This window comes from Ruegeria sp. YTSC325, assembly GCF_059609525.1.
In genome coordinates this window covers 103,573-124,189 of record NZ_JBXWLY010000012.1, presented here as the reverse complement: position 1 = coordinate 124,189, position 20,617 = coordinate 103,573, and the positions used below count along the sequence as shown (strand labels likewise).

Here is a 20,617-nt window from a genome sequence, read left to right as displayed (position 1 = left end):
TGCACCACAAGCATTTTTGACGCTTGGAATGGGCAGCGGCGCGGTTGCCAAGCCCATTTGTAAGGGTCGCCTAACCGGTGCCGGACAACAGTTTAAGTAAGGTTGCCTATGCGGGTAATGAGAGAGCCTCTATTCCATTTCATTCTGATTGGAATAGCTATCTTTGGCTGGTTTTATTGGGTGTCTCCGGAAGAGGAAACAGCCGAGAACGTCGAAACGATCACGATTGGCGCGGAAGACGTCGCCCTACTGGCCACACGATTTGAACAAAGGCGAAAACGGGCACCCGACGACGCCGAACTACAGGTGTTGATAGGCGCTTTGGTCCGGGAAGAGGTGCTTGTACGCGAAGCAAGAAAGCTTGGATTGGATCGTGGCGATCAGGTGATCCGGGCGCGGCTTGTGCAAAAGATGGACTTCCTGACCGGGGCCATAGCATCGTCTGTGACGCCAGAAGACGCCGTACTGCGATCCTATCTCGCGGATAATTCGACCCGCTTCGAAACCCCTTCTATGGTCGCGTTCGATCAGGTTTTTTTGGGTGAATCCCCTGAACAGAGCCAGATCGCCCAGACCCTGTCTGCGTTGAATGCCAAAGAGGATTGGTCAAGCCTTGGCATCTCTTCTCTTTTGCTCAGTACGATGCCGTTGTCAGCAATGAACGTGGTAGACTCCACCTTTGGCCGCGGGTTTTCTGCCGCTATCCAAGATTTGGAGCCAATGGTTTGGTCCGGTCCGGTACAATCGGGGTATGGGCTGCATTTTGTCCGGGTTACCGCGTCTGAGGCCGGCCAGGTACCGCCCCTGGAAGCAATACGCGATGCTGTGTTGCGGGAGTGGCGCCGCGAAACTGGTGAAAAACTGACACAAGCCCAATACGAGAGCTTTGCCGCTGGATACCAAGTGGATATGCGACCTGACCACGAGGCTGGTCAGTGAAGCTGTGCCTGTACATCTTGTTCGCACTCTGGCTTTGCTGTGTACCGCAGCGCGGAAACGCACACGCGCTTGACCCGGGGTTTCTGGACCTTCGCCAATTGGGTCCGGAAACATGGCAAATCCTCTGGCGCGTTCCGGATGTGAATGGTCAGCCCATGGAAATTGATGCTGTCTTACCCGGACAATGTTCTCCGGCGCGCAGTACCGGTCTGACCGCAGACGATGTCGCTTGGGTATCCACTTGGGTTGCCGAATGCGATGTCCCGTTGGCGGGTCAGATCGTTTCTATCGAGGGGTTAGGCCGACAGCGAAATGATGTTCTGTTACGCATACAACCTTTGAACGGTGCAACCAAAACCATGCGGTTCACGCCCGACACAACGGCACTGACGATCCCGGAAAGCCCCTCCACCTGGTCGACTATGAGCACCTATTTCTGGTTAGGTTTTCAACACATCCTGGAAGGCGTCGACCACCTTTTGTTTGTCTTTGCCTTGTTCATACTCGTGCGCGACCCGTGGCGATTGGTGGGGGCAATAACGGCTTTCACCGTAGCTCATTCTCTGACGCTGGCGATGGCAACCCTGGGGGTTCTGCGGGTCCCTTCTGGGCCTGTCGAAGCGATAATCGCGCTATCCATCGTTTTTTTGGCCCTTGAAATACTCAAACGCAAAGAAGGGAAGATCAGATTGGCGGAACAATACCCATGGATCGTCAGCTTCTGCTTTGGCCTGTTACACGGGCTGGGCTTTGCTGGCGCTCTGTCCGAAATTGGGTTGCCCGCTCAGGATATTCCGGCGGCGCTGCTTGCGTTTAATCTTGGTGTCGAAGGAGGCCAGCTGGCGTTTATTGCGGCACTATCCTTAGTGGTATTTATCTGGCGAATGTTAGCTCCGGCGGCAAGTTCGCGCCTCCACATGATAGCGACGCCAACCACCGGCTACGTGATCGGCGCGGTGTCAGTTTATTGGCTTGTCGAACGCATCAGTGGCTTTTGACACCTGGAATTTGCGGGGCATTTTGACGTTTCTTTTCGGGCCAGAACTCATCCACCACGATATATGCGGCGATCACAAAGAATGCCGCACTGGCAACTTGCAAAACACGGACAATGCTTTTGACATCTGCCTCGTCCGAAAAAGGTGCGATTGATCCGCCATAGACAATCAGGGTCGTTGTAATAGCAGATCCGGCAGCTGCGGCCAAAGGCGTTTGGGTTTTGCCAAGCGCCCCAAGGGTCAGGCAAAAGAAAAAGCACAGCAATATGGGTGTCAAAATGACCGGTGCGATGACATTCGCTTCATAACAAACGATCGACACCGCCGCGCCCAGCAGGTTGGCCGTCAACATCGCCTTGGCTACGGCTTTGCCTGCTGCAGGCATTGCAGCAAGTTGTTGGCTGAGAAGTGCGACAAAGAACAGGACAAGCAGCGCTGAAGCACCCCACACAAAGAAAACCAAGGCGAATGGAACGGTGACAAGTGACATGCGGACAATGCGCCGATGGGGATCGAAATCCTGAGCCACTGCTGCTTTTTGCTGGGCAGCTGTCGGTGGTTCAGCAGGTATGAGCACAAACATCATCGTTGCTGCAAACCCGGCGAACAGCAGGTTCAGAGGAATCCAAAACACCAAGACCAATGCCAGATCCTGTGACTGAAGCACAAGGTTTGGGATCATCAATGCTCCCATTAGGGCAATAACACCGGGCAAAACCCCAGCACCGGAAACGGACCAAGTGAACGACAGAATGATTCCAATGGCCACGAGGATCAGAAACACAACAGGATATGGGGCAAAAACTGACGCCAGCAGAAAGGATAGGAACATCAGCCCAATCGAGAACACGAACAGCTTGCCAAAGGCTGCCAAAGGCAACGCAGCAGGGGCTTGCAAAAACAGAGCTGTGAACACCGCCCCCACCACAGCAAGCGGCCACCCCAGAAGTAAACCCATCGAAAAAACACCGGTTACGCCCAGCGCAAGGCGAAGAACGGCTTGGCGGTCGTCAGTACGCATAGGACAGAATGGAAACCACGCGGATGTAGGTTCGACCCACGAGGTTCAGGAACCCATTGTCGCTGAGATACATAATCACGTCGGCCTGCCCGTTGAGCTGAAAGCGCAGATCGTCTTCGGCGCTTCCGGCCTCATAACCCGGCAACACGATCCGAACGGGGAATCTTTCTGGTTCACGCAGAAACCCTTTGGTACTAGGCGGGCTTGCCAATTGGCCAGGCTCATCGCCACCGCTCAAAGATACAGCCGCGCTAAAGCTCTCAATGACACCTGGAATGATTTGACCAGGGTGCATATCCAATACGACATCAACAGGTGAACCCAACTCTGCCCGACCTAAGTTGTTTTCAGTAAAATACGCCTCGATCCAAACGTCGGTTGCATCTAGGAACGTCAAAAGATCCTGACCGGACCGTGCATATGTACCAGGGGCGATCAATAGATTGGATATGACACCCGTCGCCGGGGCACGCAGTTCAGTCCATTCGATGTTTAGCTCTGCATCTGCCAAGGCTGCCAATGCGCGCTGAATTTTTGGGTTTTCTATTCCGTCTTCGCCCAACCTCTGCTTTGCTTTTTCCAAATCCGCTCTGGCATTCTCATAATTGGCCTCTGACTCTGTCAGTTGACCTCGGGCATCATCGGCTTTTGAAACGGCGATCAAGCCTTTTTTTTCCAACGCAAACACACGCTCTGTTTGAAGACGCATCGTATCAAGATCGCTCTGGGCCCGCGCCAATTTAGCTTGCGCGGCCCTCACCTCTGCCGAGGAGGCGCCCACCTCCTGCGTAGCAGCTTCGAGATCAGCTTCCGCCTTGTCGCGTTGGATTTCATAGGGCCTGGGGTCAATCCGAACCAGAACATCACCTGCCGAGACGACCTGTCCATTCTCAACAAGAACTTCGGTCACTGTACCGGTGACCTGTGGAACGATCTGGGTCGCAATGGCCTTTACTCTGGCATTACCGGTAAACGGCGTTTTTCGGTCAGCGACAAGGTACCAGACCAGGAAAACAAGAATGACGGCCAAGGTGGTCCAAATCGTCTTTCTCATTCCGCCGCTCCTTCAGCCGCGCTTTCGGCTTTTTCGGGCGCATCGATCCAGACCTTGAACAGTTCATAGAAAACGGCGAACAGAACAGGGCCCATAAAAATACCGATCAAGCCATACGCCATCATGCCACCGAGAACACCAATAAGGATAACCAGCATGGGAGTTTCGAGGCCCTTTGAGATGAATACAGGTCTCAAGAAGCTGTCCATTATCGCCACGGGAACGGCCAGTACGGTGAAGATCAACGCTGTGCCACCGGACATGGTGCTCCAGGCGTAGATGACCACTGGAAGCAGAACCAAGCCGGGGCCGATTTGGATAATCGAGAGGATCAGGCAAATGAACGCCAGCGTTGCGGCCGAGCCAATCCCGAACAGCGCCAACAATACCCAAACAACGACCGCCTGAATCGCAGCAACGCCAATCACACCCTTTGTCACATTGCGGATTGTCGCGCCGGCCAGTGTCACGAACTCGCCACCGCGAGGCGCAAAGATACGGTTGGCAAAACGCTGAAGGCCTTGCACCAGGCTTGGACCGGGGCTGAACAAGGCCCCCATGATCAAAACGGACAGGGCCAGCGCCAAGAGCCCAAGCCCGATGCTTAACACCCTTCCGAACAGTGATTTGGTGATCTCAAGAATCTGCGCGCCGTATTTTGCAAGTGCGCCATCGAGGTTTCGTTCAAACAAGCCCCAGATTTCAGCAATCTTGTTTCCAACCAGCGGAAGCTCTCGTAGGCCATCGGGTGCCGGTGGGACTTTAAGCTCGCCTTTGTCTGCTTGTTCCGCAAATTCAGACCCAAGTTCCGCCGCTCCGGAAACAGCAGTAGCGACCGGCCCCAAAGTCAGAACGAGGCCCAACAATACCAGTATAGTCGTGGCAAGTTTCTTCCGCCCGCCCAACTTGGACTGCAACCAATCGAAAACTGGGTACAGCGCTACGCACAGAATCGTAGCCCAGATGACCACGCTTGCCAGTGGGGCCACCATCGCCAAAGCGCTATAAAGGAATAGCCCTAGAAATAGTAACCTAATTGCGAGATCGACGATCCTCGCATCCTGAGTCTTTTCCATACCATCCCTCCAACATTTGTTTTTTGGTCATTATACTCAAAAAACTTAATATATAAATTTTAAAAATTTCGAGTAGCTCTGCAAAAATTTGAAATCTCTCGTAAATTCAGAATTCAGAGGGGCTAGCCGGTCAAATTATGGTCTGCGCATCAAATCACATCGGCTCAACGAGACAAAAACCTAGTCGTCCTCGTTCTTGTCATCCTGGGAAAGAATTGTATCCGCGACAGTGGTCGCTGCGGTTACGAAAATACCGAGCCCCACAATGATGTAGAACATAGTAAAGATTTTCCCTGCCGCGGTTTCAGGAGAAAAGTCGCCGTACCCCACAGTCGAAATTGTCACCACAGAAAAATAGATAGAATCTAACCAGCTCCAACTTTCGACATAGCGGTAAAACACCGACGCCCATAGGATCATACCGGCTGTAAAGGCAAGAAGGCCCTTCACCCTGCCATCTTTAAGGGCAACGCGGACACCTCGCGTTATTCTGGTTAGTGAATTCATATTACTACAGTATCAAGTGTTTCATAAATACATAGTGTTTATTGAATTTCATTGTACGTCTACAAAAATCTGTAGCACTCGCGCCTAACAAATCGAGTGAGAGTTGTAAGCAGCTTTTGTTCGAGTTGCTTTTGGAATACTCAATTCCACTATGCTACTCACATGCCAGAGTCGGCGATTGGATCTCAGCTGTTTCTGCTGACCCACGAATGGTCAGAATTGGTGATCCAACTTTGGGTCGCCTGTCAGATGTATAGGACGACACTGTCGAATGAAGTCAAAGATCAGCCTCAAACAGTTACAAGCACTGGAATCCGTCGTGCGGCTGGGCAGCTTTACCCTGGCGGCAAAAGAGCTTGGGGTGTCCCAGCCCACGGTGTCAAACCTCGTCAATTCGTTGGAGCAACACTATCAGTGCCGACTGCTAGACAGGTCAGGGTCGGTTATCAGTTCAACACCTTTGTTGAACAGCATACGAGGTGACATCAAAGCGCTGATCGCCTTGCGAAATGACATTGACGATCGATTGACGGAGGCTCGGAATTTGCACTCTGGAACCTTCCAGATAGGCTACTCCACGTACCAGATAGCGATGCCCTTTATATCCGAGTTTGTCCGTGCCTTCCCAGTGGTCGACGTGACAGCCCGCGCTTTGGCCTCGCATGACCTGCTTCCCCTACTCTACACCGGCGAATTCGACGTGGGTTTAATCACTGCCAAGGAATTGCCGCCAGATCTGTCGGGCAAAGAGATATCTGAAACCAGAATCGGCCTGGTTGTTCCCAAAGATCATGCTTTGGCAGACAACGGATCCGTCTCTTGGGCCGAGGTCGCCCCATTGAAGCTGATTCAACGTGAACCCAGTTCTTCGACACGGCAAATTTTTGATGCCGCCGCCCAGATTGCACGGGTTAAACTGACCACGATTTTGGGCCTGGGATCATGGGGATCCATCCGAACACTCGTAACCACAGGCGTAGGCGTTGGCGTCGCTTTTGCGCAGGAATGCCAAAATGAAACTGGGGTCGCTTTCGTTCCGGTTGCAGACAAGAACCTGACGGCGCGCCACTTTCTGGCCTGCCTGCCAGCTATGCGCCATACATCTGCGGTATCAAACTTTTTCCGGATTGCTGAAGGAAAGCATCATTTGTAACGATCTCATGTCAACTGATCCAACATAGCTTTTCACTATACCCACCAAACCATCATAAATTTGTTAACTTTCATCTCTAGCGCTCTGGCGTCACACAAACGCAGGGATGGCTATGAAGCTTCGCACCTCTCTCCTTTCATTCACCGCATTGGCCACATTGGGAACCCCGGTTCTGGCCAACTGCCCCGTTGCAACCGTAGCCGACCCGATGGGTCTGGAACCCGTATTCCCGCAGCAGCTGGAACTGGTCGAGCTGCAGGCCGCTGCCTCGTGCGAGCTGGGTTTTGCACAAAACCCGGCGATCGCCGATTTGAACGCCCGGATTTTGGGGAACGCGGATCTTGGGCCAGTGGCAGATCGTCTGCCAGTCGAGCCTTTGGTCGTTATGCCCTACGACTCAATCGGTCAGTATGGCGGAGCCATCACCGGCCTGTCCAAAGCGACCGAGTCCGGCACTTCGGACCTGCTGTCGGTGCGCCATGTGAATTTTGTGCGCTATGCTGATGATCTGCAGACCGTGGTTCCCAATATAGCAAAAGCGTGGTCGTGGAATGACGATTATACCCAGCTGACCATCACGTTGCGCGCCGGGCACAAATGGTCTGACGGCGCGCCGTTTACTGCCAAGGACGTCGAGTTCTGGATGAATGATATCATCTATAATCCCGACGTGTACGATAAGACACCGGATCGGTGGCTGTTCGCAGGTGAACAGGCTCAGGTCGAGGCCGTTGGCGACACCACCGTTATATTCACCTTCCCGGTGCCGACCCCTGGCATTCTGAACCGCTTTGCCGTGGACTACGGCCAGCCGTTCCAACCCAAGCATTTCCTGGGCCAGTTCATGGCCAAGCATAACGAAAACGCCGAAGCACTGGCGCAGGAATACGGTTTTGAAAATGCTGCTGCTGCCGTTGACTTCTATTACGGCGGTTCCGACTGGAAAGACGTGCCCAGCCCTCTGCTGAAAGATGCTGACAAGGCTGCCAAGATCGGTCGTGCCGTGGTGCCGACGCTGGAAAGCTATATTGTTGTCGAAGAGACCGCCGAGGGCCGTAAACTGGTGGCCAACCCCTATTTCCACCAGGTCGATACCGCAGGCAACCAGTTGCCCTATATCAACGAAATCGTTGAGACCTATGTCGGCGACAAAGAAGTCCAGAACCTCAAGATCATGAATGGGGATGTGGTCTGGAAACAGCAGGCGGTCTTCTTGGAAGACTTCCCGCTGCTGAAGGAAAACGAGGCCAATGGTGGGTACACCATCAACTTTGCCCCGACCTTTGGCGAGAACGTGTTCTACTCGTTCAATCGCACCCATCAGGATCCGGTCCTGCGCGACATCTTCTCGGACGTTCGTTTCAACCGCGCCATGTCGCTGGCGATGAACCGCGATGAGATCAACGAGATCGTCTATCTGGGTCAGGGCACTCCGATGCAGGGCGTGCCTGCCGAGCCCAAAACCGTGTCCTTCGTCTCGGACGAAGTGCTGAACCGCGACATCGGATACGACCCCGAGGCTGCCAAAGCTCTGCTGGCCGAAATGGGCCTGACCGATGCAGATGGCGACGGCACCGTGGAACGCCCTGACGGCAAGCCGCTGGTCGTGCGTCTGGTGTATTCCTCGCAGGGTGCGCCGGTAAAGATGCAGGAACTGGTGCGCGACTACTGGTCGGCCGTGGGCGTGCGGGTCGACTTGAAAGAGGTCACCTCGGACGAATACCGCGCCTCGGGCAACAACAACGACCTGGACCTGACCGTTTGGAAATATGACGGCAATGCCGGCCCGACCATCAGCCAGGACGTCACGGTTTTTGTCCCGCCGTTCGGTGACTTCTTCAACCCTGGCACGGGTTTCGGCTGGGCCGCCTGGAAAACCAGCGGTGGCAGCGAAGGTATCGAGCCGCCGGCGGATATCCAGAAACTATGGGATCTGAGCGAAAAGTTCATTCAGGTCGAAATGGGCACCGACGAAAGCAACCAGTTGGGCGAAGAGATCGTCAAGATCCACACCGACAACATGTTGAAAATCGGCACTGTCGGCGACATCGTCGCCCCGTTCCTGTATCGCAACGACCTGCAGAACGTGAAGCCGATCAAATCGAAAACCTACGACTTCTACTGGACCTATCCTTACCGCCCTTCGCAGTGGTGGCTGGAGCAGTAACACAGACCACAGTCTGAAAACCGGACCGGAGCGCGGGATGACTGCGCTCCGGTTTTGGCCCCTCTTGTGGGGCCGGATGGGGGATTTTTTAAGTGCTGAGATTCACTCTGGAACGTCTCGTCGGGATGGTCATCACGATGCTGCTGGTATCGGTGATGGTCTTTCTGATCATGGAACTGCCGCCTGGCGACTATGCTGACCGTTATGCGTTCCGCAAATATTCGGGCACCGGCGTCAACGTCACCGAGGCAGATATCGAGGCGATCCGCCGCGATCTGGGTTTGGATAAGCCCATGCTGCTGCGATACTTCGACTGGATCGGAGGCATCGTTCTGCGCGGCGATTTCGGGCAGGCTTTTGCGTTTGAAACTTCGGTGACCAAAGTGATTGGGGACAAGGTCTGGCTGACAGCCGGTATCTTGTTCTCGACCCTGCTGCTGACCTACATCGTGTCGATCCCCATCGGCATCTTTGCTGCGGTGCGACGTGGGTCAGCAGTCGATTATGGTTTGACGGTGTTCTCCTACCTGGGTCTGGCGCTGCCAAACTTCCTGCTGGCCCTGGTGATGCTGTATTTCGCGAACCGCTGGTTCGGCGCCGATATCGGAGGGTTGTTTTCCGACCAGTACCGCGATGCGTCCTGGTCGGTTGGCAAAGTCTGGGATCTGATCAAGCATCTGTGGCTGCCCGCGGTCGTACTGGCCTGGTCGGCGGTGGCGATCCAGATACAGACCGTGCGGGCCACCATGTCGGACGAACTGAACAAGCTGTCCGTCACAGCCGCCCGCGCGCGCGGCGTGCCCGAGTTACGGCTGCTGATCAAATACCCGGCGCGGCTGGCGATCAACCCCGTGGTCTCGACCATCGGGTTCGACGTGAACCGCATCTTTTCCGAACTGCCCATCGTCGCCGTGGTGCTGGGCCTTACCGAACTGGGAGAGCTGTTGCTGCGTGCTTACCTGGACCTGGACATGAACGTGGCGGGAGCCATCCTGCTGATGCTGACCTTCACCATCGTGTTCATGAATTTCGTGTCCGATCTGTTGCTGGCATGGCTGGACCCGCGCATCAAACTGGGGGCCTGATCCATGACCGATGCAACACATCAAACAGATACTACCGCCGAGGAAGCGCGGCTCAAATACTACTCGGCCTCGCAATGGACCCTGATCTGGTGGCGGTTCCGCCGTCACCGCGCCGCCATGATGGCAGCCTCGGTACTGGGGTTGATGTTTCTGGCCGGGATTTTCGCCGAGTTTGTTGCCCCCTACGGACCAGTGACGCGGGATACCAACTATATCGAAGGCGCACCGCAGGTGCCGCGTTTCTGCGATGCGGGGGGCTGTTCCGTTTTTCCCTTTGTAAACGGCACCAAGACTGAGCGTGATCCGGTCACCCTGCGTGCCATCTCGGTCCCTGATCCCAAAGTGCGGCACTATCTGCATTTCTTTGTCAAAGGTGAACCAGTCAAGCTGTTGGGCTTTATTCCGACGGACCGGCATCTGGTGGGGCTAAGCCCCGATGTTGAACAGAAAATCCATTTCTGGGGCACTGACGATCTGGGGCGCGACGTATTCAGCCGCACGATCTATGCCACCCGAACTTCATTGTCGATCGGGGTGATCGGGGTGATGATCTCTTTTGTTCTGGCGCTGATCATCGGCGGCATTGCGGGGTATTTCGCGGGCGTGATCGACAATATCATCCAGCGCGTGACAGAGGTGATCCGCGTGGTCCCCATCATCCCGCTTTACATGGGGTTGGCCGCCGCCATGCCCAAGGAGTGGTCGACCACGCAGGTCTATTTCGCCATGACCCTGATCCTGGGCCTGTTCGGCTGGCCCACGCTGGCGCGGCGGATACGGTCGCAGCTGCTGTCGATCCGGAACGAGGATTATGTGATCGCCGCGCGGCTGGCAGGTGCGCGACCCGGTCGGATTATCGCGCAACACATGCTGCCCAGCTTTACCAGTTTCATCATCGTCGATCTGGTGATCAGCTTTCCTTACATGATCCTGTCGGAAACGGCGCTCTCCTTTGTTGGGCTGGGTCTGCGTCCACCCTCGGTCTCGTGGGGGGTGCTGTTGCAACAAGCGCAATCGGTGCGGGCAATCGAACAAACACCCTGGCTGTTCATCCCCGCGATCTTTGTCGTTGTTGCCGTACTGGCCTTTACCGTGATTGGCGACGGGCTGCGCGATGCCGCCGATCCGTACTCGGAGGCGCACTGAAATGCCGAAAATGCTGACTGTAGAAAACCTGTCGATTTCGTTTCGCACCAGCGAAGGTGTCATCACCCCGGTGCACGACGTCACCTTTAGGGTAGAGGCGGGCAGAACGCTGGGCTTGGTGGGGGAGTCCGGTTCGGGCAAGTCGATTTCGACCAAGGCCCTGATGCAGCTTTTGCCCGACAACGCCTCGTTGAGCGGTGAAACCCGGATGACTTACACAGACAAGGCCGGGAAAGAGATCGCACTTGGCCGCTTGAAAACCGGCAGCAAGGAACTATGCCGCATTCGGGGCGGCGAGATCGGGATGATTTTTCAGGAACCAATGGCCAGTTTCTCGCCTGTTTACACGATCGGCAATCAGATGATGGAAGCCATCATGCTGCATCGCGGGCTGAAAAAGCGCGCCGCGCGAGAATATGCAATCGAGATGCTGAACAAAGTCGGCGTATCGAATGCCTCTGCACGGCTTGACCAGTACCCGCACGAATTGTCTGGCGGGATGCGACAGCGCGCCATGATCGCACTGACCCTGTCTGCCGGCCCTGCCCTGTTGATCGCAGATGAACCGACTACGGCGCTGGACGTGACTATTCAGGCTCAGGTGTTGGACCTGATGCGCGATCTGCAACGCGATCTTGGCATGGGCATGATTTTCATCACCCATGACCTTGGCGTGATCGCCCAGATCGCCGACGACGTTGCCGTGATGTATCTGGGAACTATCGTCGAGCGCGGCCCCGCCCGGGACGTGATCAGAAATCCGCAGCATCCCTATACCCAGGGTTTGTTGGACGCGATCCCCTGCGTCGAACACCTGCACGACCGCCTGAAACCGGTGCCGGGAGATATCCCCAGCCCGACCGCGCGCCCAACGGGCTGTCCATTTCATACCCGATGCGCCCAAGCGATCGCGGGGACCTGCGACGTGACAGCGCCGACCGAGGTCTCAACCATTCCCGGCCGCGCAGTACGCTGCTGGTTGCACAGCGACAAAGATCGGAACGCCGCATGACGCCGAAACACGATACTCTGATCGAGGTGAAAGACCTTTTGGTCCATTTCCCGATCAAAACGCGCAAGCTGTTCAGAAACGAAGTGCAGATGCTGCGTGCGGTTGACGGTGTCAGTTTCGATATCAAACGTGGCGAGACTGTCGGACTGGTCGGAGAGTCCGGATCGGGTAAAACAACCGTTGGCCGCGCGATCCTGCGCGCGATTGATCCGACGGATGGCGAGGTGATTTTTCACCGCAAAAACAAGGGTGACATCGATCTGGCCCACGCATCCGAGACTGAGCTGCGCAAGGTAAGGTCGAAAATGAACATGGCCTTCCGAGAAGGAGGGATCAACGTCCACAACCTTGCTGGCGACCTTCTGCGCGCCTTTCGGCCTGAAATGAGCCTCGTGTTTCAGGATCCCTACTCGTCTTTAAACCCACGAATGACAGTCCGCGATATAATTGCCGAACCGTTGGTGGCGTCAGGCAAGTTCAAAGACCGAGCCAAGATCGACGCCCGCGTTCGTGAAATAGCCGCGCGATGCAAATTGAACCTCGAACACTTGCGCCGTTTTCCTCATGCTTTTTCCGGCGGGCAACGGCAACGAATCTGTATCGCACGGGCTTTGGTGTCCAAACCAAAGTTTGTCGTTTGCGACGAAAGCGTCTCGGCCCTTGATGTCTCGATTCAGGCAGAAATCGTGAATCTGCTAAAAGATCTACAGGATGAGATGGGTGTCTCGTTCCTGTTTATCGCCCATGATCTGAGTGTCGTCGCACAGATGTCGCACCGCGTGGCGGTATTGTATGTCGGGAAATTCGTGGAATATGCCCCGACTGAAAACCTGTTTTTTGCGCCAAAACATCCCTACACACACGCGCTGCTTAGCGCGATTCCCACAGCGGACCCCGACGCAGATTATGACCCGATCCGTTTAAAGGGGGAAATCCCGAACCCGCTGGCTGCGCCCTCAGGGTGCCGGTTTCACACCCGATGCCCCTTTGCAAAAGATCGCTGCAAAACCGAAGTTCCGGCGTGGCGAGAACTGGATACAGACCATTTTGTAGCCTGTCATTTTGCGGAAGACTTCAATTTTGAAAGGCACCAGAAAGCGTCAGGGTCCGGCCCTAAGGGTGCAGTTTAGAGCTCGTATGAGGTGCTCTTCAGCTTACTCAAAGCGCTGCCGACATGTATCAGAATTTATAACCACTGCTGCGGTCTGATACCGAGGACTCGAAGCAATACCGAGGTTGTAGCAACCCGCTTTACATCAGGACCGAAACATAGCTTTCGACGGAGGCGCTTTTCAGCCAGTACAGCAGCAGGCATACGCATGCGGCGGCTGGCAGAGCCAGTTCAAGCATTTCTCTGTTCTGCTTAGAAGAGCCGTTCCCCAGACGCGTGGCGATGGCAGTTTTCCAGTGTGCCGGGAACGGCTCTCTCATCATAGATTTAAACATATTCTACTCGTTACTTTAACCACGAATACAAATTACCCGTGCAACTTTAACCCAATATTAACTGGGCATTTTATGCCAAAATCACCCTTTTTTTGGCGCTTGGCCGAAGATAATTCCGACGCCTTATGGTCGTTGTTCACAATTTCTGAACGAACAGCCACCTTACCGATCTCAGATCCCCAGTGTCTGAGGGCCGTTCCGTCTAAGGCATTTCTCTTGCCTGCGTCACATTCTGATGTTTCAATGTGATATACGATTGCCTTTCTCACCCGGAGATTCATTTAAAAACAAGGGGAAACTAATGAGATTGTCCTGCCTTCTTGTTCTGACAGCAAGTTTGAGCGCTTCATTCGCCTCTGCGCAAAACGAAGCGATTCAACACGATGCTGAATACTATATTCTTCACGCCCAACACGCCGATCAATGGGCGCAGGACGACTCTGTGGTCGATGCGGCATTGGCAGCCTTTCAGGACCAGAACGGTGGTAGACCCCCGAATATCGTCAGCGTATTGATCGACGACATGGGGTTTGGTGACATGGGAATCCCTGAGTTGAACGCAGTTCGTGGTTATGAAACGCCGAATATCAACGATTTTTCGGATCAGGCCCTAAGGATGGTCCGGATGTATACCGAGCCATCATGCACCCCAACCCGCGTGGCGCAAATGACAGGACGCTTGCCAGTGCGAATGGGTATGGGCGACACAACCGTCGACATTGCCGGGTTCGGGCTGCCTGATGGTGAAGTCACGCTCGCCGAAGTTCTGAAGCAAGCGGGATACGCTACTAGCCATGTTGGGAAATGGCACATGGGCGATATCGCTGAAAGCTGGGCTATGAACCAGGGGTTCGACTACGCCCAACACGCGATCCATCAACAGGGCCAGCTTACAATCTTCAATGACGACGCGATAAAAGAACAGGTCTCGGTCGCGATCCGGGACTTTGATGACAAGTACACTCTGGACGGTTGGTTCCGCCCTGATGCCGCCGCGATGATGACCGTGATCGAGGGCGAAGCCGGCGGGCCGATCCGCGAGATCCGAATGCAGCCCGGCGAAAGGTGGAACGCAGAAAAATATGATGAAATGAACCAGGCATTTCAGGACAAGACTCTGGAAGAACTCGAGCGCCTCGCTGAAGGCGACGAGCCGTTTTTTCTGCAGTATTGGCCAATGATACCGCTGGACAATACCCGCGCCGGACGATCAGGCCCCGAAAGTGTGAACGGTGGCCTCTACGTTGACAAGATGCAGTTGCTGGACCAGTGGCTGGGCGAGCTGTTCACGCGAATGGATGACCTGGGCGTGTCCGAAAACACTGTCGTAGTCGTCATGGGCGACAACGGTCATTTCACCAAATACGCGCCGCAATCCGGATTCACGCCGCTGATCTACGCAGGAGGGAAAGGCGATACGACCGAAGGCGGTGTCCGCGTCGATGCCTTTATCCGCTGGCCAGGCATGATCGAAGCTGATGGTCTGCTGAACAGCATAATCCATGTTTCAGACCTCTATACGACACTATCGCGTTTCGCAGGGGCTGATCAGTACATCCCTCGGGATCGGCTGGTGGACGGGGTCGATCAGTCTGCTGCTTTGCTGTTTGCTGATGAAACCAAGGCGCGCCGCGACCACGTCATTATCTATTCGGTCAACAAACCTGAGGCGGTAGTAAAAGATCAGCTAAAACTAAAACTCCCTGGCCCGGGTGAAAGCGCGATTCTGGCAAAGTTTTTCGATCTCTACCGCGACACACGTGAAGAATATTCGGTTTCGACCGAGGTGGGTGCCTGGGGCGGGCAGGAATTCGCGCGGATTTTGGGGCGTCACATGGCCCGCAAGGAAAAGTTCCCCGACACCCCACCCGCGTATGGCGCGCCGTATGAGGGGATCGAGAACATTCGCCCCGAAACTCAGAAAGCCGTCGACGCGTTCTTGATCAAACGCGCGTCACCTCAGCAATAACTCGGTAACTGGTTTCAATTCAGGAGAAGCAGATGGTCGGAAGCATTCTATTTGCGCTTGGCTTAGTCATTTCGTTGGGTATCGGCTTTGTCTATTTTCGCGATCTGGGCGACGTATCCCAGATGGTGTTGACCGTAAAACGCAAGAACATGATACGGTTTATCCGACATGAATATCAGTTGATCGCAGTTGGCCTTGGCGGTTTCGTGGTCGCCACTCTGGCGCATTTCATTACGGGCAGCGGACCGTTCTGGCTGTGGGTGATTGCAGCATTGCTGACGGTTTTCCTTTATGGCTTTCCCTATGTGTGGGTGCATTTGGGACTAAGGAACCAACTAAACGACGCCGCCTATTTCCCGATTGACGAAGCCCGCAAATATGTCGGTCCAACCGCTCCTGTCATCGTGATCGAAAATAACGGCTTTGCCCGCGCGCACCCGGACGCACAGATCATGCGGCCGCATCTTGCTGGGAATACAGACGGTCTAGGGGGCGAGGATATCGTGATGACCTATTGCGCGATGGCCAACCTTGGGCAGGGTTACATCCCAAGGATCGAAGGCAAACGGCTGAACCTCGAGGTCTTGGCCCAGCACGGCAACAACCTGATCCTGCGGGATAACGAATCTGGGGAGCCAATCCAGCATATCTATGGGTTTCGCGAAGCCGATCACGACAAATACGCCGAAGGCCCAGCCTGCCCTGTGCGCCCCGAGGCACAGATGACGCCCTGGCCAACCTACAGAATGACCTTTCGCGGCTTTCAAAAGGCATTCCCGGCCGGAGAGGTTTTTCTGAACAAACCCTCGCCCAATCCCATGCTTCGGCTGCTGGACATGGTCACAGAGATCACTTTCGGATGGGGAATCGGACGCCAACACCAAGAGGACGCGCCCGTTATGGACAACATGGACCGCACGGACGAGCGTTTGCCAAATAAAACCTATGTCTGGGGAATTACGATCGGTAAGGACGCCGCCTGCTGGACCGATGACTTTGTGATCGACAACAACTGGATCGTGAATGCGAATGTCGGCGGGCGCGATGTGGTCGTGAGCTTGGACCCCAAGTATGAAAGCCTGGGGATTTGGTACAACGACAGTGGCGTACCTGTAACCCGGTGCGATTTCTGGGGCATGTCGGATCAGGGCAGGCTACGACGTGTCGAGACGCTGCGCGCAGGTGTCTTTTGGCATGTCTGGGCCGAGTTCTTTCCAAGCACTGATATCAACCGCGTCAGCCTAGGACAGAAGCAGGATACCAGCACCGCAGCTTAAAGCACATCGACTAGTGTTTGAACGACAGGAGGAGACAAATGAGCCGGATTAAAAGTTTAAGGGACGCAACCGCAGGCTTGATGTTTGCCGCCTGCGCTCCGATCTCTGCGCTGGCGCAACAGTCGGATTGGTCATATCAGGCGACGATCTACCTGTTTACGCCAGAAACAAACGTATCGACTGAAACGGCAATTGGTACTTTAGAAGGGACACTCTCGTTTTCGGACGCGCTGGAGAACCTTGATTTGGCCTTTATGGGTACATTCGCGGCGACCAACGGCCAATGGTCCATATTGGGGGATTACAACTATACGGACTTGTCGTTCAGCAACAGCGCCCCGACTCCCAACAGCTCAGGGCTGGAGACGTCGTTGACGACGCAGTTTCTAAGCGGCTTTTTGGGGTACCGGGTTTTGAGCACAGAAAAGTCCACCGTGGATCTTGCTGCCGGGTTTCGTTGGTTCAAGACGGAAACCGATCTGACGGTTCTACCGGGTGCGGCCCCCGGTCGCTCTGCGAATGTTAACGAAAGCTGGACGGATCCTGTTATCGGGATCAGGGCTCGGTTCGACTTAGCTGACCGATGGTCGGGAACAGCATTTTTTGACTACGGTGGGTTCAGAAGCGGCAGTGAAACATGGCAGGTACTGCTGACCGCAGATTATGAGATAAACGACCGATGGATGATCCGCGGCGGTTATCGCTACATTTCGTTTGAGCACGACATAGATGGGAATGAATTCAAATTCGATCAGTCCGGCCCCCTGATTGGAGCAACCTACCGATTCTGAAATACGAACCGTTTAGATAATCAGGCGCTGCGCACAGCGACAGGTTGCGGCGTTGGGGATGTCCAAAGCGGGCCCGGCATATCGGTTGACAGTACTTGTGACACTGCCTTTGCCCATGTCGAAACCTGCAACAACACAATCGCACCGCCGACCACGATGGTCGCGCCAAGTACAGGCGATGCCGCCAGTTCATGACTTTGCGTGGCGGCGATCCAAAGCGCAAAGCCAAGCCGCGTCACTGCAACGGCGTCGGTCACTTTGGTTAAGCCCGGAAGAAAGTAAGTGGTCACCACAGTGGCGCAAACAATAGCGCACATATAGATCAACCCGGTCAACACCGGCAACGGCATTCCATACCGCATCACGTCAATATGCGAATATAGAACGTAACCAGCAGAGAAGGCGAGAAAAGCGATAGAGTAAAGCCTGCGCTTTTGCTGCTCGAAATGTGTAAAGATCCGCTTCACCACAAAGACCCTCTGCCCAATGCCAAGAACCTTTCTGGGTGTTGAATTTGCGGTTGGTCTGACGAAAAAAGGGCGGAAATTTGACTTTGTGGGCGAATGCGAACCGAATTTCGGCCGGGACGTCCGTCAAAACCCGAACGAGACCATTGACGCGTAGTTGTCCGCCAACATCCTTGCGCCATCGCGATCGAAATCGACCGAAGGCAATTCCCCCATGTCGACTTCGTACGACCCGGCAAACATTTTGGACAGATCTACGGTCAGTGCAATTTCAGTCTTGCCGCCTGTGTCGTGCTGCGCAGGCAAAGACACAGAAATCTCTCTCGTATTTTCCGAAAAGCCTACATGATAGGTCAATAGCGACACAGTTTCGCCAATCCGAAGCGCACCTTCGAAAACTACAAACTTGTAGCCGTCTTCTCGACTCCAAGCCATCTGGCCTTCGGGGTCAAGCTTATCCCGCATTTCCGGCGACGTATTGGCTTGCGCATCCAATCCCACCAGAAAACGCAGATACTCAACGTCGCGCAGTGGCACATCTGTCAAAGTGATCGAGTGCGACAACGAGTCGTTGTCGAAACGCAACAAATGGTAACTGTCAGGCACGACATACGTTTCGCCGCCCTGCGACAGGCTCAGGTTACTGATGAAGAACTTGAAGTCGTGAATTTCAAACACCCCTTCCCCGCCGGGGTTGTCGTAGATGAACTGGTCGTAGACCAAAGGCTCACCACCCATTTGCGCCTGAAAGGTCAACGTCACCGTTTTGTACCGGACATCCCGCGAGGCCAGGATTGCCCAGACGCCTATGATCAGGACCAACAGCCCGGCAAGTCCCGTCATGATCTGGGGTCGCTGCATTATTAAATAGCCTCCAAAGTAAATCGGAAGCTTCTGCAATCGTCACCGCTTCTGTTCACACAGTACAGATTTACTGACCGGAGGCTCATTCGCAGTTTCGTACGGATTGTGCGAACCCCCGAGATGCGATGGCATGCGCCGACCAAACCGCCGCCGAAACAACCGAGCTGGTCTGTGTATTTGGATCGCATTTCATTTCCCCGGTGTGACATGCTCGCAAAAAACCCTAGTGTAATACGCGCTTTACCTTACGTCACCTCAGTTTTCAATGCCGATGGTAAGCCTTGTGACTTGTCACGCTTGGAGAGCTGATCCGCAGTCGGCGGCTTCACCTGAGGCAAAGACATCCCCGCTTCAAGAAGAGTTTAATGAAATTTCACTCAACTATCATCAATACTGGCAGGGAAACGCCAAATGTGTGCCGTTGGGTCACATTTTCAAAGACAGCAAACTTAAAGTTGACAAAATATACTAAAGTTGTAAATATCGCCTCGTGTGATTTCCATTGGGCTTCAGTTCGAAAAGGCCACCAAAGATGCTGACAGCAAAGCTCCCAGTTACCATGTTCACCCTGACAGCGATGATCGTTGTCGCAGGATGCAAAGAAGAACAGACAACATAGATCCAAGTCAGACCAGTTCTGTCAACGGTCGTTGCGGATGTGGATGCGGTTCGGTTAGCTAGCTATCCGGGTCGGGCCAAAGCTGTACGCGAGGTCAACATCGCTTTCGAAGTTCCCGGAAAGGTTCTTGCACGTCCCGTCGATGTGGGATCGCAGGTCGAGGCTGGTGATGTTTTGGCCACTTTGGACTCAGACCCTTACGCAGCGCGTGTGCGCGCATTGGAAGGACAGCGCGACGCGCTGAAAGCCAATCTGACAAATGCGAAGATCGAGTTGGAGCGGCGCGAGCAGCTGGTGAAAAACAATCACATTGCCCAGGCACGCGTTGACGATCAGATCGCTCTCGTCAGGGCGACCGAAGCCAATATCGAAGCCACCCAAGGCCAATTGGATGAAGCACGGCTGAATCTTGGCTATACGACACTGGTCGCCCCTTTTGACGGCGCGATATCCGCAACTTATGTGGAACAATTCCAAAACACCATCGCTGGCCAACCCATTGTTCGGGTGCTCGACACCTCGCGCATCGAAATGGAGGTTGCAGTCCCTGAAAACTTCATCAACCTCGAGCCCTTTGTCGAAGGTATCGAAGTTGAATTCTCAAGCCTGCCTGGCCTGAAGATACCTGCTCAAGTCGCACATGTCGGGAACGAAGCGTCTTCAGCGACCCGGACCTATCCGGTGACGATCATCATGGAACAGCCAGAGGGTGGCGTTATTCAACCCGGAATGGCTGGTCGCGCCACAGCCAAGGTACATCTGCCGGATAGCTGGAGCGATCAGGGCATTCACGTCCCTTCAAGCGCCGTGTTTTCACCCAATCAGAAATCGCCGAACGAAACATTTGTCTGGGTCATCGACCCCGAAGACCTGACCGTATCCGCCACACCCGTAACCGTTAACGCATTCAACGACCGGGGATTTTTGGTCAGCGGCCTTGAGGCTGGTATGCGGATCGCGACTGCCGGCGCGAACACTCTGAAGGACGGTCAGAAAGTCACTCTGACCACAGGCGGAGAATAAGTT

The 20,617-nt window shown here is 54.6% G+C and carries 19 protein-coding genes; 12 read left to right on the top strand and 7 right to left on the bottom strand.

The genetic code is table 11. The features are described 5' to 3' along the window. Positions 1 to 117: 117 nt before the first annotated feature. Together AC2FF7_RS16865 and AC2FF7_RS16860 are read left to right on the top strand one after the other, a co-directional pair. Positions 118 to 939, top strand: coding sequence for a peptidyl-prolyl cis-trans isomerase (locus tag AC2FF7_RS16865; RefSeq protein WP_480867994.1), 822 nt, complete (start codon positions 118 to 120; stop codon positions 937 to 939). 359 nt (positions 940 to 1,298) lie between these two features. After that, positions 1,299 to 1,937, top strand: a complete 639-nt coding sequence (locus tag AC2FF7_RS16860) for a HupE/UreJ family protein (RefSeq protein ID WP_496905988.1) — start codon at positions 1,299 to 1,301, stop codon at positions 1,935 to 1,937. Here AC2FF7_RS16860 and AC2FF7_RS16855 read toward each other — a convergent pair. From AC2FF7_RS16855 to AC2FF7_RS16840, 4 genes are all read right to left on the bottom strand, one after another. Then, the gene (locus AC2FF7_RS16855; protein WP_480867997.1) at positions 1,924 to 2,958 is read right to left on the bottom strand and encodes a DUF2955 domain-containing protein; all 1,035 of its coding nucleotides are present in this window, start codon (positions 2,956 to 2,958) and stop codon (positions 1,924 to 1,926) included. The genes AC2FF7_RS16860 and AC2FF7_RS16855 overlap by 14 nt on opposite strands. Next, a complete protein-coding gene (locus AC2FF7_RS16850) occupies positions 2,948 to 4,012 on the bottom strand; it encodes an HlyD family secretion protein (protein WP_170356175.1) in 1,065 nt (354 codons plus the stop codon). Before AC2FF7_RS16850 ends, AC2FF7_RS16855 begins: the two co-directional genes overlap by 11 nt. Next, positions 4,009 to 5,088, bottom strand: coding sequence for an AI-2E family transporter (locus AC2FF7_RS16845; RefSeq protein WP_480867998.1), 1,080 nt, complete (start codon positions 5,086 to 5,088; stop codon positions 4,009 to 4,011). Before AC2FF7_RS16845 ends, AC2FF7_RS16850 begins: the two co-directional genes overlap by 4 nt. 180 nt (positions 5,089 to 5,268) lie before the next feature. Next, entirely contained in the window at positions 5,269 to 5,538 is a 270-nt protein-coding gene (locus AC2FF7_RS16840) for a potassium channel family protein (protein ID WP_331251873.1), read from the bottom strand. 328 nt (positions 5,539 to 5,866) lie between these two features. Between AC2FF7_RS16840 and AC2FF7_RS16835 the strand changes: the two genes are divergently transcribed. From AC2FF7_RS16835 to AC2FF7_RS16810, 6 genes are all read left to right on the top strand, one after another. After that, positions 5,867 to 6,748, top strand: a complete 882-nt coding sequence (locus tag AC2FF7_RS16835) for a LysR substrate-binding domain-containing protein (RefSeq protein ID WP_496905987.1) — start codon at positions 5,867 to 5,869, stop codon at positions 6,746 to 6,748. A gap of 112 nt (positions 6,749 to 6,860) precedes the next feature. Next, on the top strand, positions 6,861 to 8,915 hold the full coding sequence (locus AC2FF7_RS16830; protein ID WP_480868003.1) for an ABC transporter substrate-binding protein: 2,055 nt from the start codon (positions 6,861 to 6,863) through the stop codon (positions 8,913 to 8,915). Positions 8,916 to 9,007: 92 nt separating this feature from the next. Beyond that, complete coding sequence (locus tag AC2FF7_RS16825) at positions 9,008 to 10,000, top strand: ABC transporter permease (RefSeq protein ID WP_480868004.1); 993 nt, start codon at positions 9,008 to 9,010, stop codon at positions 9,998 to 10,000. 3 nt (positions 10,001 to 10,003) lie between these two features. After that, positions 10,004 to 11,146 (top strand): ABC transporter permease, encoded by a 1,143-nt coding sequence (locus tag AC2FF7_RS16820; RefSeq protein ID WP_496905986.1) that lies wholly within the window; start codon positions 10,004 to 10,006, stop codon positions 11,144 to 11,146. Between the two features lies 1 nt (position 11,147). Beyond that, positions 11,148 to 12,158: an ABC transporter ATP-binding protein gene (locus AC2FF7_RS16815; RefSeq protein ID WP_496905985.1), complete on the top strand. Its 1,011-nt coding sequence runs from the start codon at positions 11,148 to 11,150 to the stop codon at positions 12,156 to 12,158. Then, positions 12,155 to 13,288 carry an ABC transporter ATP-binding protein gene (locus tag AC2FF7_RS16810; protein ID WP_496905984.1) on the top strand — a complete coding sequence of 378 codons (1,134 nt, stop codon included), beginning with the start codon at positions 12,155 to 12,157 and terminating at the stop codon, positions 13,286 to 13,288. Before AC2FF7_RS16815 ends, AC2FF7_RS16810 begins: the two co-directional genes overlap by 4 nt. 121 nt (positions 13,289 to 13,409) lie before the next feature. On the opposite strand, the gene AC2FF7_RS16805 is transcribed toward AC2FF7_RS16810, so the two are convergent. Beyond that, positions 13,410 to 13,604, bottom strand: coding sequence for a hypothetical protein (locus AC2FF7_RS16805; RefSeq protein WP_170356168.1), 195 nt, complete (start codon positions 13,602 to 13,604; stop codon positions 13,410 to 13,412). A 301-nt stretch (positions 13,605 to 13,905) separates the two neighbouring features. Between AC2FF7_RS16805 and AC2FF7_RS16800 the strand changes: the two genes are divergently transcribed. From AC2FF7_RS16800 to AC2FF7_RS16790, 3 genes are read left to right on the top strand one after another with little or no spacing between them, the layout of a single operon-like run. Continuing rightward, positions 13,906 to 15,573, top strand: a complete 1,668-nt coding sequence (locus AC2FF7_RS16800) for a sulfatase-like hydrolase/transferase (RefSeq protein WP_170755094.1) — start codon at positions 13,906 to 13,908, stop codon at positions 15,571 to 15,573. A gap of 32 nt (positions 15,574 to 15,605) precedes the next feature. Continuing rightward, on the top strand, positions 15,606 to 16,850 hold the full coding sequence (locus AC2FF7_RS16795; protein ID WP_170755092.1) for a DUF3179 domain-containing (seleno)protein: 1,245 nt from the start codon (positions 15,606 to 15,608) through the stop codon (positions 16,848 to 16,850). A gap of 38 nt (positions 16,851 to 16,888) precedes the next feature. Continuing rightward, complete coding sequence (locus AC2FF7_RS16790; RefSeq protein ID WP_496905983.1) at positions 16,889 to 17,641, top strand: outer membrane protein; 753 nt, start codon at positions 16,889 to 16,891, stop codon at positions 17,639 to 17,641. Between the two features lie 20 nt (positions 17,642 to 17,661). On the opposite strand, the gene AC2FF7_RS16785 is transcribed toward AC2FF7_RS16790, so the two are convergent. Together AC2FF7_RS16785 and AC2FF7_RS16780 are read right to left on the bottom strand one after the other, a co-directional pair. Continuing rightward, the gene (locus AC2FF7_RS16785; RefSeq protein WP_480846777.1) at positions 17,662 to 18,108 is read right to left on the bottom strand and encodes a hypothetical protein; all 447 of its coding nucleotides are present in this window, start codon (positions 18,106 to 18,108) and stop codon (positions 17,662 to 17,664) included. A 126-nt stretch (positions 18,109 to 18,234) separates the two neighbouring features. Then, entirely contained in the window at positions 18,235 to 18,969 is a 735-nt protein-coding gene (locus tag AC2FF7_RS16780) for an MbnP family protein (protein WP_496905982.1), read from the bottom strand. A 661-nt stretch (positions 18,970 to 19,630) separates the two neighbouring features. Between AC2FF7_RS16780 and AC2FF7_RS16775 the strand changes: the two genes are divergently transcribed. Next, entirely contained in the window at positions 19,631 to 20,614 is a 984-nt protein-coding gene (locus tag AC2FF7_RS16775; RefSeq protein WP_496905981.1) for an efflux RND transporter periplasmic adaptor subunit, read from the top strand. Positions 20,615 to 20,617 lie beyond the last annotated feature (3 nt).

Bases quoted from the DNA above. Each gene is read 5' to 3' on its own strand.
- AC2FF7_RS16855 (WP_480867997.1), bottom strand. From the start codon at position 2,958: ATGCGTACTGACGACCGCCAAGCCGTTCTTCGCCTTGCGCTGGGCGTA.
- AC2FF7_RS16820 (WP_496905986.1), top strand. From the start codon at position 10,004: ATGACCGATGCAACACATCAAACAGATACTACCGCCGAGGAAGCGCGG.
- AC2FF7_RS16850 (WP_170356175.1), bottom strand. From the start codon at position 4,012: ATGAGAAAGACGATTTGGACCACCTTGGCCGTCATTCTTGTTTTCCTG.
- AC2FF7_RS16805 (WP_170356168.1), bottom strand. From the start codon at position 13,604: ATGTTTAAATCTATGATGAGAGAGCCGTTCCCGGCACACTGGAAAACT.
- AC2FF7_RS16860 (WP_496905988.1), top strand. From the start codon at position 1,299: ATGCGGTTCACGCCCGACACAACGGCACTGACGATCCCGGAAAGCCCC.
- AC2FF7_RS16810 (WP_496905984.1), top strand. From the start codon at position 12,155: ATGACGCCGAAACACGATACTCTGATCGAGGTGAAAGACCTTTTGGTC.
- AC2FF7_RS16865 (WP_480867994.1), top strand. From the start codon at position 118: ATGAGAGAGCCTCTATTCCATTTCATTCTGATTGGAATAGCTATCTTT.
- AC2FF7_RS16815 (WP_496905985.1), top strand. From the start codon at position 11,148: ATGCCGAAAATGCTGACTGTAGAAAACCTGTCGATTTCGTTTCGCACC.
- AC2FF7_RS16830 (WP_480868003.1), top strand. From the start codon at position 6,861: ATGAAGCTTCGCACCTCTCTCCTTTCATTCACCGCATTGGCCACATTG.
- AC2FF7_RS16800 (WP_170755094.1), top strand. From the start codon at position 13,906: ATGAGATTGTCCTGCCTTCTTGTTCTGACAGCAAGTTTGAGCGCTTCA.
- AC2FF7_RS16795 (WP_170755092.1), top strand. From the start codon at position 15,606: ATGGTCGGAAGCATTCTATTTGCGCTTGGCTTAGTCATTTCGTTGGGT.
- AC2FF7_RS16780 (WP_496905982.1), bottom strand. From the start codon at position 18,969: ATGCAGCGACCCCAGATCATGACGGGACTTGCCGGGCTGTTGGTCCTG.
- AC2FF7_RS16790 (WP_496905983.1), top strand. From the start codon at position 16,889: ATGAGCCGGATTAAAAGTTTAAGGGACGCAACCGCAGGCTTGATGTTT.
- AC2FF7_RS16835 (WP_496905987.1), top strand. From the start codon at position 5,867: ATGAAGTCAAAGATCAGCCTCAAACAGTTACAAGCACTGGAATCCGTC.
- AC2FF7_RS16845 (WP_480867998.1), bottom strand. From the start codon at position 5,088: ATGGAAAAGACTCAGGATGCGAGGATCGTCGATCTCGCAATTAGGTTA.